Consider the following 19464-nt stretch of genomic DNA (forward strand, 5'->3'; position numbering starts at 1 on the left):
AATTTAGGATTAAATGGAACATTTTTTTTGTGAAAATATGGAAATAATTCATATTCAAATAAGCAAAAAATATCTCGCTGTAAACTATGACAAAAAATATTTAAGTTTTTTTCATTGATTAAACATTCAATTTTGCTTATTTTTTTTATTTTTATGCGGTTTTAATCAATATAATTACACGTAGAATCAATCTGAAAATTTTAAAAAGCTAATAAAGGGAAGTTTCGCCTGAGTGCTAATCCTTAATAAATTTTTAAATGATTCATAATTTTGGAATTTTTGCATTAAATTAAATTTATTTATATATAATTAAATTAAAATTTATTGAAAATTTTATAATACTTATAGATAGGGGAAAATATGGCGACCAAAAAAACACCAATAACCAAATATTACTTAGCGGAAAAATTCAATAGTCAAAGAGAAATGTCTTTTAACCTAAAAAAACAAGGAAATAAAAGACGTCAAAACTTCGAAACCTTCGAACAAGCTTTAAATGAATTTATTGAAAAATCTTTAGCTTCAAACACTGAAACAAAAGTATGATTCCACAGAGATGGAGCATTTAGAGGTACCGCTACCGTTGATCAATGTCGTGTCATTTTAAAACGTGTTAAAGAAGAAAATATTCAAGATAAAGAAGTAATCGAATTTATTAACCGTGAAAATCTTGTTGATGCATCACCTGCAAAAAATACAACACCAATTGAAGACTTATCACAAACACAACAAATTGAACTAGCAAGAGTGAGCGAAGAAGAATTTGTTGATTTAGTGGAACAAGCTAGTGTTTATGCAGAAGTTGATAAAGATTCAAATGCTTTAACATTAGGTAAACACAACATTAAAACAGATTCTGATTTAAATTTAGTTATTGAACAAATTAACGTTGTAAGCAAAGACAAAGCATATGTTTTATATCATTTTTCAAAAGATTCATTTAGATCTAAAACAGTTGATGGCATTTTCGATTTTTCTAACTTTGACTATATGAGTGATAAATTCGAAATTCAAGAAAATCTTGACAACATTTACACAGAAGAAGAATTTGTTCAAGATATTAAAAATGCAAAATTATATCTTGACGTTGAACAAAAAATTCACCCAATTGAATTACGTTGTGAATTAGTTAAAACAGACGCTGATTTCAATATTATTGTTACTGCAATCAATATAACCTCAGATAAACACGCTTTTGTTGAGTATAAATTAGAAAAAGACGAGTATGTTTCTTCAAAATTAGTTCAATTCTTTGACTTCCAATACGATAAAGAAGATAGCAAAAAACTTTACCCGGCAATGTCATACATCAACGGTGAAGTTGAAGAAGAACCAAAAATGAATGAAATTTCAATGGTTGAATCTACTAGTGAACAAAAAACATACCCATATAAAAATTCAAATGGTTTAGCGTGATTTTTCGTAGCAGTTCTAATCTTAGTAATTATTTGATGTTTAGTACTACTTGGTTTATTTATTAACTATCACTTAAAATAATATAAGCATCCTAAATTAGGATGTTTTTTTTCTTCTTTTTTTCTGAAAAAACTATATATTTTATATTATAAAATATTAAGGAGAAAAATGAGAAAATACAACGGACAAGAATATGAATTAGACACAACAGAACAAGTTGTGAGATTAAAAAAAGAATATCACGAAACTTTATTGAGAAATAAACCCGGATCATTTGCAGGGTTCAAAAAGTTTGGTGGTTCATCAATTGGTAATATTTTTGAAACAGATGCATTCAAGGGACAATTCTTAGCGTTTTTACATATGGCGAGATTATCAATGCCAATTTTTAAAAAGAAATATGTAAGGGCCGGTGAAGCTGTTGAACCCAAAGTGTTTGAAGCATTAAAAACTAAGTTCCCTAATTTAGACATTCAGCACATTATTGCCTCAGAAGTAGGATATGATTATTTTAAAGGTCACCATGATATTTTAGGTGGTGTGCCTGATGGTTTGATCCCTTCTAAAAAAATAGTATTAGAAATGAAAGCGGTCCAAGCTAAAAAACAAGAAGTTTGGGAACAAAATAATAATATGAATGTTCCTTTAGATTACCGGGCACAAGCGGAACTATATGCCTATTTATTAGGATATAAAGCATATTCAATTATTGCAGTTTTTCTCGAAGAACAAGATTATGCTGACCCAGAAAATATTGACATTTATCAAAGAAATATTGGTCAATATAACTTTAAAATCGATCCGTTAAGAGCACAAAAATCAGTAGATGAAATTGTTAAATTTTGAACTGATTATTCGCGCATTGGCGTTAGCCCTCGCTACGATGTGCGTCGTGATAGTAAAGTATTGCAATATTTAAGTTGTCACAATGAACAAGAATGGGAACAATTATTTAACCAATGAAAAAAAGAAGGAGATGTTGATGAAGATATTCAATTTAAAGACGTTAGATAGTGAATTTAAAAAAGATTTAAAAATTATCAATTTTGCTAAATTTAAAACCGCTTACACTTCGCAGCCATGATTTATTTGAGCTCCAAGAAATAGAGCTAATGAGCTAGAAAATATACCGCGCGTAGATGCTAATGGTTTTGAACTTTATGTTCAAGATGAGATTAAGGACCAAAACATAAACACACAAAATAAACACAATTTTGACTCATTTGATAATTTTGTTTACGATAGTGAAGATGATGATGATAGCGCATTAATATCACTGGTGAGCGAAAAAGAAAGAGAGATTTTTTTATCAAATGAATGAAATTACAAACTTGAAAATTCAGCCAATATTTTTGTCAAGGCGCGCCGTAAAGCTTTAGACTTTTTCGTTAGTCAATTCAGCGATGATTTACAAAATTTAGATGATTTTTATTTTAGTCGTACATTATTTTCTAACGAAAATATTGAGCAAATAAACGAAGAATGAAATAAATTCATTTCTTCAAAACGTCGTTTTATTATTGATCCTAGTTTTGTCTACTTTGTCCAAGACAATGACAATAATTTTGCTGTTAAAGCTAACGCAATGGCTTATGACGCTAAAACTAAAACCTTATATTTTGAAAAATTCAAAAGTAGCACCGAGCTAATTGACTACTTAAAAAGTTTTTATGTCTATAATGTTGCACAAAAAATGGGAATTGAAATTCATGACATTCAGTATTTAATTTATAGTCCTGAGGCACAAGATTACAAAAAAGGCGAAATCCCATTTAGATTTGTAGATGGCATTTACGCAAGCAATAGTCCAGCAAGTGTTGAAAGAATCACTACGCGAAAAATAAAAGATGCCGAAGAATTAAAAATTAGAGGCTTAATTAACACCGGAATTGCAACTTCATTAGGTTTTTATTTTGATGAAGAACAAAATATTAGATACACAGGTAAAATTATTGAAGCTATAAAAAATAATCTTATTTTCAATAATCCAACCAAAGCCAAAGTTAAAGATTTTATTGACAATAGGACTGAAATCAAACTGAAAAAATCTAATAAATCTTTGGCAAACTTTGATGACAAAATTACCTTAATCACTCAAGCATACAACTCTAATTTGCCAATTTATTCATCGTTTGATAAAGAATGCGGCTGAACATACCGATTTGCAGATGATTACAGTGGCGATTTTGGCAAAAATCCTGATTTAAACCGAATTAAAGAACTCATTTTAGGAGAACGCTATAAATACTCATCAGGTATTAACGGAACTGGTAAACCACTAAAATCACTCGACGCCAATTATATTAATTTACATCGTCAAATAGTTGATAATTTTTATGAAGCACCCAACTATTTCACACTAAATTCATTGAATTTAATCAGTAAATTAATGGTCAAAGACGCTAAAATTGTTTGATACGACTATGAAGGATTAAGTTCTATAATCACAATTTTTGACGGCCTTAAATCATGAAGTCAAATTCCGCACCAAGTTTCAGTGATTGTTAGCCAAAATGGTAAAACTATATTCGAAAAAGATACGCTAAAAGATCCTAAAAGTGTTAACTTAATTGATTTAGTGGATGTGATTAAGGATGTGTACCAAGATAAAGCAGATATATATGTCGTTTTTAACAAAGGATATGAAAATTCCCGTAATTTAGAAATAAGAGATATGGTTGAACTTAGATATAAAAATAATGATATTGAATTTATATCATTAATGCAACAAAGAGGTTTTAGTTCATTTTTAGAATTTGAATCAGTCATTTTGCATATAGTTGATAACACTTTTGATTTATTAGACTTTTTTATCAAAGTCACACCTAAAACTGATGACATAATTTTTGCTTCTAATTTTGTAAAACATAACAACTTTCACAATTTAAGCGACCAATCACTAAGTCTTGATTTTAAAAATTTCAAAGGAAGCATCCAAGACTATACTAAATTATCAAACGCAATCACAGATAAAGCATTTAATGGCAAAATTAAATCAACTCGTATCATGGAATTATTGGGCTATACTAGCATTAAAAAAATTGAAAAAATTATCACTAAAACAAAATCATATTTTAATTACCGTACTCAAATCAAAGAATATGCTACCCTTGAGGTTAAAAACGGTTCAGCTGCACTAGAAATTGCTATTAATCGTAATAATGGCAACACTAGTGATTTACAATGAGCTCATATTGCAGAAAAACTAAAAGAATACTGCCACAATGATGTTGTAGCTATGATTGCAGTATATGAATTTATTTTAGCTTTTATCGCTGATGTTTTCCCTGATATTTACCAATATGAATACCAATTGCAAGCTAACCAAACCTTAAGCGTTGATTTTGAAAACAAAAAATTAATCACAGTAGAAGAGTAATTATGGATAAATACAAAGATATTTTTATCGCTACTACCGACACAGTTTGCGGTATTGGCGGCCCCATAAACAATAAGACATTAGAATTAATCTACGAATTAAAACAGCGTCCCTTGAATAAAAAAATAATGATATTAGTAGGCTCAATTCAACAAGCTAGAGCCTTTAGTGAGTGAAATTCAAAAGCAGATAATTTAGCACAAAAATATTGACCAGGTAGTGTTAGTTTAATAGTCAATGGTCAAGGTTTCAGAATGCCTAATCAACCGAAATTAAATGAGTTTTTGATGCAAAATGGTCCAATGTATGTCACTAGCGCCAACATTTCAGGACAAACCCCTATTGATATCGCTCAAGCTAACAATGTTTTCCCGCAGATTACACATGTCTATAATTTTGGTCAACCAAATGGTAAAGCTAGTGCCATATACAACGTTGACACAGATGAATGAATAAGATAAACTCTGTTTATTTTATTTTTTTATTTTTGTTTAATCTTTAAAATATATTTATGAAACATAAATTTAAAACCCTAATACTTATACCAACAATCGTTACGACACTAGGCGGAGTTGTTGCCTGCGTTAAAGATAGGAAAGACAAAGCAGATAACACCAAGCAAGTCCCAAATAGCAACAATCATGATGCAATTGACTCAAATCATAAAGTTAACACAAATGATAAAACTGATGGTAACAATACAATCAATACTGATACAAATATCGACACAACTGCTACAAGCGAAAATGAGAATTCAGCAGTAAGTGAAAGTACTCAAAATAATGACAATGCACCAGCAAATGGTACACCAGTAAATGAACAAAATAGCAATCCAAAAACAAACGAGGATGCATCTCAGGCTCAACCTGATGATGAAATTAACTCAACAGATGAGGAAAATAGCAATCCAAAAACAAATGAGGATACAGCTCATCCAAAACCCAATGATGAAAATAGCTCAACAGATGAAACAAATTCAGGTGCAAATAATGATCAAAATCCTAATGATGAACCAGAGCAACCTAATAATGTGCCAAGTGAACCCAATAATGATCAAGTAAACCAAAATAACTCTGATACAACAAGAGATGAAAAAACAATTGATGTTCTTTCGTACGAAACGAGTGCAAAATTCAATGATTATCAATTTAATTTTGAAACAAATCTAGATGTATACACTCATAAAAATAGTAAAGATATCTATGTTAATTTTTCACAAATAATTCGTCAACTTTCGTTTATTTTTGACGACAATGAAATCAAAAATATCGAGAAAAACAATAACACAATTGCGTTATTGATTAGAAATGAAAATCGATTAAATATTAATGAATTAGATGATTCGGTCGAATTAGATTCTGTTGATGCTTTAAATCTAACGCCAGCTCTTTTAGGTTCATCAACTTCGCACCATTTAAAGCATTCTCGTAAAATTAGACATAATTTTGGTCCGCAACAATTAAGCAAAATTTCCTTCCATAAATACGGAATGGATATTATCGTTGATAATGGTCAAATCTTTATGCCTCTTTCTTTATTTAACTTGTTATTTATGTCAAGTCACTATTATAACTTGTATTACAACGGAAAACGTTTTATAGGCGCAAAAACACAATTTGTGTCAAGCAGCAACAGAGAAATGCAACGTTTCTACAATGAAAATCTAAATCATAGACCTTCTGCTGCCGAAAGAGTAAATAACTATAATTTTATGAGTTTATTATTTGATATTTTCTATGGTTTAGCCGACAAAGTCTACCGTGAAAATAATGTAAATAATTTTGATGAGTTGGCAATAAAAACAGATCTTAAAGATGAATTATTAAGTACTGATCCGCTCGCTAACAAAAATGCTTACCAAAAACTTTGATATCAATATTTAGATGATCGTCACTCATGGATTTTAACCCGTTCTTATTTTGATGATGATTATTTCACTAATAGTGATGGTAAACAACTTTCAACCAAGCGTATTGAATATGCTCAAGCACACCAAGCGGTAACGAATGCTAGACGCGCTAATCAAATAAACAACAGAGGTTATTCCATCAAAGGGGATACAGCTTATATTGTTTTAGATATTTTTGACGATGCTAGAACCAATGATACAGTAGCAACTCGCGCGAATAATGATTCATATTGATATCTTTTTGAAACATTACGCGCTATTAAAAATCAAGATCACAATCACAACATAAAAAAAATAGTGCTTGATTTAGCAACTAACAACGGTGGTTCAACAACCGCAATGCAAAAAGTAGCTGCCTTTTTTGCTAAACGAGAACTTAAACTTTTGAAAAGGGATTTATTAGCCAATAATGTCGATGAATCTGATTTCGTAGTGGATATCAACAACGATGGTTTATATAATTCGCAAGATTATTTAAGTGATTATCAATGATATGTCCTAAGCTCAAATGCCTCATTTAGTGCCGCTAATTTTGTGGCTTTAGTTGCTAAAAATTCACCAAATGTTAAATTAATTGGTCGCAACTCAGGTGGGGGTATGTATTCAATATTTCCTACTATCTTGCCCGATGGAACTAATGTTAATATTTCAGGAACAATTGGTTGAACTAATGTTATCGGCTCTTTCAATACTTTAGACCAAATTCCAAATAGTGAAAACGGCGTTAGCGTTGATCATGTTTTAAGCTATGATGATTTTTACAGCCCTAATGCGTTAGATAATTTAAATAACTAAGACAAAAAAATAACATTTCGCAAGAAATGTTATTTTAATTTTATTTTGTTTTTAGTTTTGTGGTGTTGGGTTAGAAACAACACGAACACGTTCTTTTGAGTAAGGCATTAGAGCCATAAATCTTGCTCTTTTAATTGCCATAGCAACTTTTCTTTGGTCTTTAGCAGATAAACCGGTTAAAGCACGTGCTTTAATTTGTCCGGTTGCTGTAACAAATTTACTTAATAAATCTGTGTCTTTGTAATCTACGTAATTAATATTTAAATCAGCGATAAGGCTTCTTCTACGTTTATTGAATGCAGGTTTTTTATTTTTAATTCTAGCCATTTTATTCTCCTTGTCTAGTCTAGATCATCAAATCCCATTTTGTGTTTAGTATCTGATAGATTGTTTGTAGTTTCATTGTTTGGTCTGAATGAGAATAAGTCTTCATTTTCATCTGAACCACTAAATTTTGAAACTGAACTATTTACGTTAGCATTTTTGAATGAATAATTTGCATTTCCGTTATTATTGATTCTATTTTCTCTTTGTTGACGCGACTCTAAAGAAGTTATATAATCAACCGTTACTTCTACAACTCTAACATTTTCTCCAGCAGCGTTTTTGTAAGAACTGGTTGTGATTGAGCCATCAACTGAGACAAGCGCTCCTTTTGATAAATATTTAGTCATAAAATCAGCATTACCTCTTCATGCGACTACCGGAATAAAATCAGTAATAGGTTCTGTTGTTGTACTGCGACGTGAAACAGCAATACTTGTGCGAGCATAATTAATTCCGCTTTGAGTTGTGAACGACTTTATGTCATTTGCAATTCTACCAACTAATAATACTTTATTCATTTCGCTCCTTTATTATTCAGTTTCTTTTTTAGGTGTTCTAGGTTTTCTATCTGCATCGAATTTTCTTCTTGGTCTTTCGCTTGGTACATAAGCTTTTTTACCAGCTCAAGTTTTTCTTTCTTTGCCAAAACCTTTTTCGCTATCTAAATTAATCACAAGTTGTCTTCAAATTTCTTTAGAAATATTTGTACGACGTACAAATTCGGCTACTAAAGATGCTTCTCCGTTCAATTGGATTAAAAGATAAATTGCTTGTGTAGAACGTTTAATTGGGTAAGCTAGTTGTGTTTTTTCTAGCTTTTCTGCTTTGATGATGTTTTCTTTACCAAAAACGCTTTCAACTAAATCAAAACCAACTTTTTCGTTTGATTTAGGATCAAGAATCATCATGATTTCATATTTATTCATTTTATCCTCCTTATGGACATCTGGGCCTAAAGGCCAAGGAGTAATTATTTACTCGTGTATATTATATATTAAGATGGTAGATAAACTGTATTAATAGTTGAATTAATATGAATATTTTTCCATATGAGTAGATTTTAGTTTTTTACCATTATCAATTTCTAGATAAATAAATTTTAACAATAGTAAATTAAGACAAAAAAATTGACCCGAACCATTACGATTCGGGTCAATTTTTTTGTCTTAGTTTATACTTCGGTTTTAGTTAAATTTATTTAATAATATCAATAATGATAAATGCTATCTTATATGTTCGCTTTCATAATTAATATCAGTTCATTGAAAATCACCTATGTTAATCATATTTTTTAACGAGCGATAAATACTTGTATAGATTAATGAAGTGTACAATCCAAGATCATAATTACCGCCATAAGTATCGGTTTTGTATTCTTTTAATCAGATAACATATTTATCGACTTTCTCACCAATTGCCATATATTCATGAGCATCTTTTAATCTATCATCTATAAGTTTTCTCTCACGTTCCATTTCAAGAAGTAAACGTTTTCTTTCTAAATTCGAAGGATCACTTTCGATTCCTCGTTTAGCGGATTCTATACTAACTGTGTAGTAGCCTCTTATTGTTTGAAGATCGAAAATTAAATTTCTTCCCCCTAAAACTGGTGCTAGTTTAGCTTTATTTCCAACTTTATTTTGGAATAAGTCATTATATTCCTTGCCCCCTTTTTTGTATCCTAATTGTATAGCGGAAACAGTTTTACGTGAGCCTGATCAAGTGTCAGTAGGAGATTTGAAATATCAATTAGAATTTGATTCTAATTTAGATTTTGCTCATTTATCCGCAATTGAGTTCGCAATAAAATCAATTCATTTTTCTCTTAAATCTAGTTTTCCTTGTCCAGTTGTTGATTCATATATTTTTCCGGTTTGTGGGACACTATTATTTAGATATTCCAATAAACGTGCGAATGTTTCTAAAGTTCAATTGTTAGAGAAATTTAAGCGATCGGCATATGCATCTGGATTATACGAATCTCATGAACTACCAAAAGTAGCGAAAGCAGACTTATCGTTACCGTAATTCAAATTAGGTCTTACATTACTTAATACACCAGAATTATAGTTACTAAACAAATAAGAATCGGCAGGCTTGATGTTAGCTATGTAATTGTTGTTGATAAATGTAATTTTAGAATTCTCATTATTTGCTCTTTGTCATACATAAGTTTTTTTATTATTTACTTCATTATCAAAGTAGCCATCGAAACTAATAGATTCGACATTGTACGTATAAAGAGCTTTAAGATTTTCAGAACTAAATTTGAATTGAATGTTGCCATCGGGGTCAATTTCTGTACGTACATTATTAATTGTTAAATTGTGCTCTAACGGTTTAGGTTTTATTTTTGAATAGTCTATCTCACTATACGGGTTCGCCGCCTCAGCTAGTTTAATAGCTTCTTTTGTACGGACATATGACCAGTCCTTGTCCATCTCTGCCAAGCCTTTTAGTCTTAGAGAAATACTATTATCTAATAAAGTAATATTTTCTGTTTTAAACCCTGACAAAATAATTTCATTATTATTAGCTGCTTCGATAAGCGCAATTTGATTGTTGTTATTATTTGGCCTATTTGTAGGTAAATTTCTGAATAAAAGCGTTACATTTTCGGCTTTAATGTCACCGTTATTTATAACCTTAAAATCAGATTGCGTTGCATATTGTGTTGTAATTATTTTTTGATTTTCTGCTATTATTGTTGCGTCATTTTCATTATTATTTTCCGCAATCACTACCTTACTTAAATGATAAACGCCATCCTTAATTAGTTTACTTCTTCTAAAAGTAAATTTCAATTGGTCACTTGCATATTGGATAGGCTGAGAAACAATTTTTGTGCCCTTATCATCTGTAGCTACTAAATATATTCATTTATTTATATAATCATCTTTGTATTGATTAAGTTTCAGATGTCCTACAACATCTTTCTTCTTCCATTCAAATGTTTTTCTCATGCCTTTGGTGTAGGTCGGGGTTTCCGTTGGGGCGAATTCTACAACCTCAAATATAGCGTCTATTTTATCTTCAATTAGTTTTAGTTCTTTCGAAGGAACATCTAAACTATCAGACCTTTTAAGTTGATTTAATTCAGATTCGATTTCTGTTTTTTTAGGGTTAAGAGGCGAAATTATCGATGTTTTTTCAAGCACTTTATCGATTTTTGCATCCTTCAAAATTCTTTTTAGATCGTCTAATGATTTGCCACTTCTATTTAACTCATTATTTAATCTAGTTTTTTCATTTCCTTCGCTTAATTCGTTAACAGCGGTTTTTGCAGCTTCATATTTTTCTAATCAATTTGACGCTTTATTTTTGATCGTTTGTAAATCTTTAATTGTCTGATCTGTTCCTGTTATAGTTGAATGAACATTGCCTAATTCAGTCTCTAACGAAGATTTAAAAGTTTTGTCATTTACTTTATCAATTTTAGCAGCTGTCAAGTCTAACTCAGTTTTAATTGCCTCGACTTTTTTATCTAAACCATAAGCGGTTGCTGTTGTATCTGCGTCATTGTTGTTTCCTAATTGACTGGTTTGATTTCATTGACTAGTTAAATCATTTTTAATGTTTGTTGCTCTCGCATCTAGATCTTTAACTTTAGTTTCAATTGCGTTCAGTTTAGTTTTTAATGCGATAGCACTTTCGCTTATTCGCTCGATAACCTTAATGTTTTCTGGCGATACATCTCGAACATTGTCCAAGCTGGTTTGTAAAGAAGTTTTTTGATCATTTTGCGAAAGTGCGTCAATGTTTTTTTGTGCTATGGCATTAGCTCTAACAAATTTCATTTGATTTAATATGGAATCGGCATCATTTTTTAAATAATTATTAATTAGGTCGAAACTGATATATGAATTTGATTCTGGATTATCTTCATCTTTAGTTATATTTTCTATCTTTTCCTTATAAACATTTTTTGTAAATCTATCAATGTTATCATCATTTCAAAAATGATCTTTGAAATAGTTTTCAACGTCAATGTAATTATTTTTCAACGTTGGTAAATTTTTGATCAAAAGCTCTATTTTTTCAATATTGTTAGCTTTATCACTATCGCGAAAACTTTTTTGTAAAACATCACGATATTTACTTACATTAATTGTATTGTCACTTCGATCAACAAACGCTTTATTAATTTCGGTATTAAATTCATTAGATTTATTCACTGTATTTAATGCTAATGTTTGCAATTCTAATAATTTATCGCCGATTGTCATATGATCAGTTGCATTTGGAGTAGCATCATAACTTATTTTTGCTTCATTTAATTTTTCATTTAAGTAACCACGAGCATTTGCTGGCATTTTGTTAATTTCTTTTGTCAAATCTTCCAGAATTTTTTTGTTAGCTTCCTTAGCTTCTTTTTCTAATTCTAGAGCTTTTTCAGTAGTTGTATTTGGCCCATCAACTTGATTCAATTTACTTTGTCTACCGTATGTATTGTTTAAATTAGGCAATTTTTCAATTTCTTCTTTAGCACGTTTTTTAGCTTCGGCTTTTTCTCGTTCTAATACATCGTCAACTTTTGTTAAAGCCGCATCTAATTCAGATATTGAACTATTAGCATTGAATGAGCTTCTTAGATGGTCTTTATGGTCATTTGGATTTTGCAAAATATCTTTGACTTGGTTAATTTTTTCGTTTAATTGTTGCAATTTTGTTTCTTTTGCTTTTTGATCTAATGCTTCTTTATAAAGTTTTGCTAACTCATTGTAATTTTGTTTAGATTTATTGGTTTTAATTGAATTAATTTGTTCAGTCAATCTAGTTTTTGTATCACTGGCATTTAATGAATTAATTTTATTTTCAACTAAAGTCATTTTTTGATTTAGTTTCGCAGTAACCTCACTTGTAATATTTGCATACTGACTAGCCGTACTATTTAGATTTTTATTTAAAACTTGCAATTTAGAATTTAAACCAACAGGTGTTTGTCCATCTACGTACTCGTAATCTTTTAATCAAGCTGTATTAGTATCAGTTCCTTGATTATAAAAACTTAAATAAGCAGTTTCTGGATTATTTTGCGTTAAATGTAATTTTTCCACAGCAATCTCAGCTTTTGCTTTTGCTAAATATTTAGCAGCATCACTATTTAATAATACTAATTTTTCTTTAGCAGCTTTATACTCCTCTTTGATTTTTTGACCAATTTCAAGAGCAGTTTTATTACCTGTATTTTTGAAATCATCAATATTTTTTCTTAAAGCATTAACTACTTTATCATATTCAACTTTGAATAAAGCTTTGGCTTTTTGTTTTACGGCTGCATCACTTTCATTATCGAATTGTTTAGTGGCAGTATCTATAGCAGAATTATAACCATTTACTTCTACAACAGCTTCACTGTTGGTTGTTGCAAGTGAAGATGCAGTAGTTGTTGGTGCACTATATTGTACTAGTGATAAAGCGTTGCTAACTTGATTTTTTAGACTATTAGCATAATCGTCAGTGTTTACTAAATTATGAAATTCTGTAATATCAGTATTCGTTTTTGTAGGAGTTGCAAGAGATTTCAAGTTATTTATTTTTGTAATTAAGTTGTCTAATGCATCTTTTACACTATTTATATTAGAACTTTCAGCATTTAATTTATTTGTACCAGTTTTAAATAAATCTTTATTAGTGTTTGCTATATCGTCTAATCCATCTAGACCCGCTTTTACTTCCGCGATATTATCGATTGCGGTTTTAATAGCAGAATATTTATCTTCAGCTAAAGGAGCAGTAATTGCATCATATTTATCTTTAAATTCTTTAGCAGCGGCTGCTTTTTCAATTGCACCTTGTAATCCATTTTGACCAGTGTATGCGTCGTATGCTGTGTTAATTGCATCAGTTGTTGATGAATCATCGCCTAACACACTGCTTAACTCAGTATTAGCACTTGTTTTCGCACTTTCTAAATATGATTTGATATTAGCGTATTTAGGATCACTATAGTTTGTTAGTGTCGTGGTGAATTGTGAATCTTTATTATTTTTATCTTTGATTTTTTCCCTTCTGACTTGCTCTTGGGTTTTTAAGTTTTCAAACGCAGTGTTTAAATCATTGTAGTCTTTTGTTGCTTGTTCTAAACTTGGTTGTTTACCAACTCCACTAGTTTTATCAGTTTCCTTCTTAACATCATTCAATGTTTTTTTAATGTCGTCGTAACCAGTAGAAAGTTCACTTGCTTTTAAATACTCTTGTACTTGTTTAGCTAATTCAATATATTTTTTATTTTTCTGAGCTTGTTCACTATTTTTTGAGTTAACAAAATTATCTTTAGCTGTGTTAACCGCTTTTGAAGCTTTTTCGTAAGCTTCGCGTATTTTATCATTATCACCAACAGCAGCTGATATATCGGTTTTTAATTGCTCTTCAATTTCTGCTATTTTTTGGTTAAAATCAGCTTTTTGACCATCATAACTAGGATCGGTTGTATTTGTCGATTCTGTTTTAGCTGCGGCTAAATCGTTATCGTAATTAGTTTTAGCGGATTCTTTAGCATCTTGTTTGGCTTTATCTATAGCATCAGTAATTTTTGGTGTTTCTTGAATGAAATTATCAGCTGTAGCTTTTGTTGGATCATATGATGAACCATCTTTACCAACAACTTGGTTAGATGCGTCTAAAGCATCTTGCAATTGTTTTTGAATTTCAGGATATTTGCTTAAAGCATTTTTCAATTCAGTTAATTTATCAACTTCTGTTTCGTATTTAGCTTTTTCTTTTTCGTTTTTTGCTTTTTCAAAGTCGTCATTTGCTGTTTTTAACGCTCTTGTAGCTTTTTCGTACGCTTGACGTTGTTTATCTAAATCTTCACCAGCAGCTTCTAAATCTTTTTTCAATTGATTGTCAATTGAAGTTATAGTATCTCTTAATGTTGCTTTTGCTTCTGGATATGATTCATTTTCAACATCTGTAGCTAGAGTATCTAATTCAGCTTTTTCGGCTTCGTAAGTTTTTTTGGCAGCATCACTTGTTGATTTTTTAGCTTCAGTTAATGCTTTTTCTAATTCTGGTAGTTGCGCATTGAAATTAGGAGCAGTTTGTTTAGTTTTATCAGCTTCAGGATATCAATTTGTAACACCTTGTGAATCTGGTCTTGCATCAGTATCTCTACCAACAACCTCATCACTATTTTTTAAAGCATCAAGTAGTGCTTGTTTAGCATCAGGATAATCATCTAAAGTATTAGCAAAATTATTGATCTCATTAACTTTGTTATCGTATTCAGCTTTTTTAGCAGCATCAATTGCTGCTTTATCACTTGCAAATTTTTCTTTTGCAGCCGCTAATTCACTAATTGCTTTTTCGTACGCTTTACGTTTAGCATTTTTATCTGGATTGTCATCAGTATCAATACCATCTAAAACACCTTGTATACGATCAACTTCTTTTTTGTAGGCATCACTAGCACTTTGGTAGGCAGGATCGGTGCTTGTTATTTCGCTCTCTGCACTTTGTTTATCAGTGTTAAATTGATTTTTAGCTGCTTTTAAAGACTCATCTAATGCATTTTTGTATGCTCGATCTAAATTATCGTATGCATCGTTAATTGTTTCGTATGGATTTTGATTATTAGTTCCATTTGAATTATTATCATTTTTTGCTTGCGCTAAAGCTTGCTTAATTGTGGCATATTGAGTTTTGTCGCCTAAATTATCGTCATTTAGTAATTCGGCAACTTTTTCTTCCAATTTATTGTATACAGCAACTGCAGCATTTTGAATTACTTCTTTTAATTTAGCAGTTTCGCCTTTGTAATCACTCGGTTCAATTTGATTACTATTTTGTTCTTGACTAATTACAGTTTGCGAACTTGTTTTTTGAGTATTTAATGGATCAACTTGATTTGCTTCAGCGTATTCAGGTTTAGTAACCAATTGATCAATTAAAACAATTTGTTCATCATATTCTTCTTTAGCAGCATCAATTAATGCTTTTTGTTTTTTCGCCTCGCTAAATGATACTTCTAGTTGTTTTTTAGCTTCATTAGCAGCAGCTGCTTTTGGATAAGGATCATTGGTTGAAGAACCAATTTTACTTTGTGCTGCTTCTACTTCTTCTAAAGTAGTTCTAATTTTGTTATATTCGGGACTTGATACAGGAATATCGTTTTTTAAATACTTTTTAACTTGTTCTTTAAGAACGTCATAAGCCTCAACGGCTTCTTTGTCTTTATCAGCAATTGGGAATTGCTCATTTGCGTAAGTAATATCGGTATCAATAGAATTTGCTGCATCGTTATAAGCTTTCGGTGTAGATTGATCATTAATTGAACCAGTAATAGAAGTTTTATCTTTTTCCAGTTTATCTTTAATGTATTTTCTACTTGGATGATCTGAACTTTCGGTAATTTCGTCTAATTTAGCTAATTTATCATTATAAGCTTGTTTTGCCTCTTCGGTTTCTTCAGCCTTTTTGGTTTGAATTTGATCGTGAACTTGATCTAATTTTGCAATATAGTCTTTGTAAGCTTGAATTTTATTTTTTTTGTAATCAGGCGAATTTTGATCAGCATCTAATTGAGCAATTTTTTGAGTTAATTCATCATTAACTCTTTTAATTTCTGCTTGAGCTCATTTTTGAGTTTCTGGATATTCGTCTAAACCATTTGCTTCATTGTCAAGTTCACTTTTCTTAGCATCGTAATCAGCTTTTGCTTTTGCCATTTCAGCTTGATCGATAGCTTTTTGTAATTCATCATATTGTGTTTCGGCTTGTGTTATTTTTTCGCCTAATTCTGCAATCTTGTCTTTAGTGTCATCGTGAATTTTGTTTGGTAAGCCTTGTTGTAATTGAGCAATTTTATCACGTAAGGTTTGATTAATTTCTTCATAACGTTGATTATTTTGAAGATCATTATTTTTAATGAATTCAGTAGCTTTTTCACTTAATTTCGTGAATCTATCGTTAGCTTGGTCAATTACTGAATCAATTACAAAATCAGCTTGGTCTTTGTATGTTTGTGCGTCAACTGTTTCGTTGTCTTGCGCATCTGTAATAGTTTGAGCTGCTTCAGTTTTCGCTTGGTCTAAATCGGCTTGCTGATCTTTATATTTTGCATCAGCTTTTAACTCGTCTAATTTTTCAACAGCTTTGTCATAAAGATCTTTTGCATCATTAATTTCATTTACTTTGTCATCAACCGAATCAGTGAAGTTTTTTAGAATTTCACTTTGCCGATCTAGTGTTTCGATTGAAACACCTTCATATGGATTTGGCTGAGCATCGGTTTTAACTGTTTGTTTAGATTGATCAATTAAATCGTTTATTTGTTTGTTTAAACCTTTAAGTTGAGGGTTGGTATCTACATTTAATTCTTTTTGTTTTTCTTCTAGTTTTTCAACCGCTTGACGGTGTTTTTCTTGAGCAGATTTAAGAGCTATTTGTGTTTTTAAATCTGTTAAAGCATTTTCAGCATCGCTGTAAGCTTTTTTAACGTTTGCAACATAATTTTCGTCACGAGTGTTAGATAAACCACTTAAAGTAGTTGCTAAAGTTTGACCGATTTTTGCAATTTCACCATCGTATCAAACTTTAGTTTCAGGCAACGAATCATCAATAGTAGCTTTGTTACCTAATTCAGTTTCGTAAGCCTTTTTAGCTTCGTTTATTTCGTTAGCTTTTGCTACTGCTTGTTTTAAGGCAGTAATTTTATTTTCATAAGCAGTTGGAGTTAAAACATCAGCAGCAGCAACTGTTGAAGTTAGATTATCTTCGATAGCATCTTTAATTAGATTGTATGCTTGAGCATTGGTCAATGAATTTTGATCATTATTTTGGGTATATAAATCGTTATTAAGTTTTTTGGTTTTTGCAATTTCGGCTTCTAAATTATCAAAAGCTTCTTTAGCTAAATTCGCTTTTTGTTTGAATTGAGCAAGTGATTGTTGTAATTCATTAACTTGATTAACTTTATGATCAGCATCTGCATAAGTTTCGGCGTCATCAACATTAACAACATCTGCTTGATCTTTAGTAGGCTGCATTTCAGCAATAATTTTCTTACGTAAAGCATCATATTTATTATCTGAAGCTGTGTCGCCTTCTGGTTTTTTAAATATATCAGCAATGCTGTTAAATTCAGTATCGAAATCTTTTTTAGCTTTTGCTAATCTAGCATCATTAGATGCTTGAATAATTTTTTTAGTTGAAGTTTCTACACTTTTAACATCTACTGTTTCTAAATCCAATTTTGAAATAGGCAATCATTTATCATCTTCTTCATCTTTAATTTTATTTAAATTTGCTTTAATATCATTATATTTAGGATCAGTTCAATCTTCTATATAGCCCGGAATAATATTTTTACTATTATGTTCATAATTTTCTAGAGCTTCTTTAACTTCATCGATTTTAGCAATACGTTTTCTCGCCTCTGATAGAGCTTTATCCAAAATGCCCTTAGCTTTTTTATATGCTTTTTCGTAAGCATCTTCTTGATCTAAAGCTGTATATGATTCTTCATTAACATCACTTATTATTTTGTCGGCTTTTTTAATTTCGTCTTCTAGGTATTTCTTAACAGCATTTTTCTCATCACGAGCTGCTTCAACTTTTTCTTTATCAATGTCGTTTTTAATTAACTTATCAATTTCGCTTTTACCAGGGTCATTGTATAAATTAATTGCTTTATCTACAGCGTTTTGTTTTGTTGAAACGCTATCTTTAACTTCACCTAGTTTTGTGGTTGCTGCTTTAATTTGTTCTTCACTTGCAGCTGCAAAACCATCATCAAAATCAACATTTTCTTTTTCAGAATTAATGCTTTGGTCAATATTGTGAATTAAATTTGAGTAAGCGTCACTATTAGGCGCTGCGCTTAAAGTATCTTTAACTTCATTTAATTCTTTAACTTTTTTATTGAAATCATCAATTGCTTTATTTTTAGCTACATTTTCTTTGGCTAATTCTAATGCGGCTTTGGCGTTATTGTAAGCTTCGACTAATTTAGCAGGATCTAAATTTGCCTCTTTAATGGCAGCTGCTAAATCATCTTTGGCTTTTTGAACTTGTGCCTCATATTTTGCTTTAGCACCATCATAACCAACAAAATCACTATCAGTTAAAACAGTAGCCAATTCATTATTGTAATTTTTATTAGCTTGTTTAACTTTTTGTGCTTCAAGCTTTTGTTTATCTAATTCATTAATGATATTTGTGTAATTTTGTGGATTTAACACATTTTTGTCACTTATTTGTGGATCAATATCATCAGAGTTTAGAGTTGAGTTATTGTATTTATCAACAGCATTTTGTAAAATTTGTTTTGCTTCTGGATAATTTGCGTATTCAGTATTCTTAGCATTGTTTAGTTCATTAATTTTACTGTCAACTTCATTGTGTTTTGCGATAGCATCTTTCACTTTTTGCGCATAATTATCAGTTGTTAGTTGCTCAGTTTTTTGACCAATAAAATCAGTATCGTTTGAATTTTCAACATCATCTTTTAAAGGTTTCATCAACTCTTTAATTGCATCTTTAATGTCGCTATATTTATCATTTGATGTTAAGTCAACGATTTCGTTATATTTATTGGCAAATTCTTTTTGTTTGTTAGCCAAGTCATTAGCAGCTTTTAATTGGTTATAAAATTCCTCAATTTTTGCTAATTCGTTTGATTTAGCGACTTTATCAC

9 protein-coding genes are annotated in these 19464 nt (G+C 30.5%); 5 read left to right on the plus strand and 4 right to left on the minus strand.

Annotated features, from left to right (window positions below; translation table 4 throughout):
• The first annotated feature begins 360 nt into the window (after positions 1-360).
• The 5 genes from NXS15_RS03360 to NXS15_RS03380 all read left to right on the plus strand — a co-directional run bounded on the left by NXS15_RS03360 (position 361) and on the right by NXS15_RS03380 (position 7499).
• A complete protein-coding gene (locus NXS15_RS03360) occupies positions 361-1497 on the plus strand; it encodes a hypothetical protein (protein WP_259290454.1) in 1137 nt (378 codons plus the stop codon).
• An 87-nt stretch (positions 1498-1584) separates the two neighbouring features.
• Positions 1585-2430 (plus strand): MAGa7180 family putative nuclease, encoded by an 846-nt coding sequence (locus NXS15_RS03365; protein WP_259290455.1) that lies wholly within the window; start codon positions 1585-1587, stop codon positions 2428-2430.
• Positions 2399-4795, plus strand: coding sequence for a DUF2779 domain-containing protein (locus NXS15_RS03370; protein ID WP_259290456.1), 2397 nt, complete (start codon positions 2399-2401; stop codon positions 4793-4795). Before NXS15_RS03365 ends, NXS15_RS03370 begins: the two co-directional genes overlap by 32 nt.
• A gap of 2 nt (positions 4796-4797) precedes the next feature.
• A complete protein-coding gene (locus NXS15_RS03375; RefSeq protein WP_259290457.1) occupies positions 4798-5256 on the plus strand; it encodes an L-threonylcarbamoyladenylate synthase in 459 nt (152 codons plus the stop codon).
• Between the two features lie 50 nt (positions 5257-5306).
• Positions 5307-7499: a S41 family peptidase gene (locus NXS15_RS03380; protein ID WP_259290458.1), complete on the plus strand. Its 2193-nt coding sequence runs from the start codon at positions 5307-5309 to the stop codon at positions 7497-7499.
• Positions 7500-7550: 51 nt separating this feature from the next.
• Here the strand turns inward: NXS15_RS03380 and rpsR are convergent, their stop codons facing one another.
• The 4 genes from rpsR to NXS15_RS03400 form a co-directional block, all read right to left on the minus strand.
• Entirely contained in the window at positions 7551-7826 is a 276-nt protein-coding gene (gene rpsR, locus NXS15_RS03385; RefSeq protein ID WP_259290459.1) for a 30S ribosomal protein S18, read from the minus strand.
• 14 nt (positions 7827-7840) lie between these two features.
• Positions 7841-8344, minus strand: coding sequence for a single-stranded DNA-binding protein (locus NXS15_RS03390; RefSeq protein ID WP_259290460.1), 504 nt, complete (start codon positions 8342-8344; stop codon positions 7841-7843).
• Between the two features lie 12 nt (positions 8345-8356).
• On the minus strand, positions 8357-8752 hold the full coding sequence (gene rpsF, locus NXS15_RS03395) for a 30S ribosomal protein S6 (protein ID WP_259290461.1): 396 nt from the start codon (positions 8750-8752) through the stop codon (positions 8357-8359).
• 297 nt (positions 8753-9049) lie between these two features.
• Positions 9050-19390, minus strand: a complete 10341-nt coding sequence (locus NXS15_RS03400; RefSeq protein WP_259290462.1) for a hypothetical protein — start codon at positions 19388-19390, stop codon at positions 9050-9052.
• Positions 19391-19464 lie beyond the last annotated feature (74 nt).

It is taken from the genome of Mycoplasma sp. CSL7475-4 (assembly GCF_024834065.1).
In the GTDB taxonomy this organism is placed as follows: domain Bacteria; phylum Bacillota_I; class Bacilli_A; order Mycoplasmatales; family Metamycoplasmataceae; genus Mycoplasmopsis.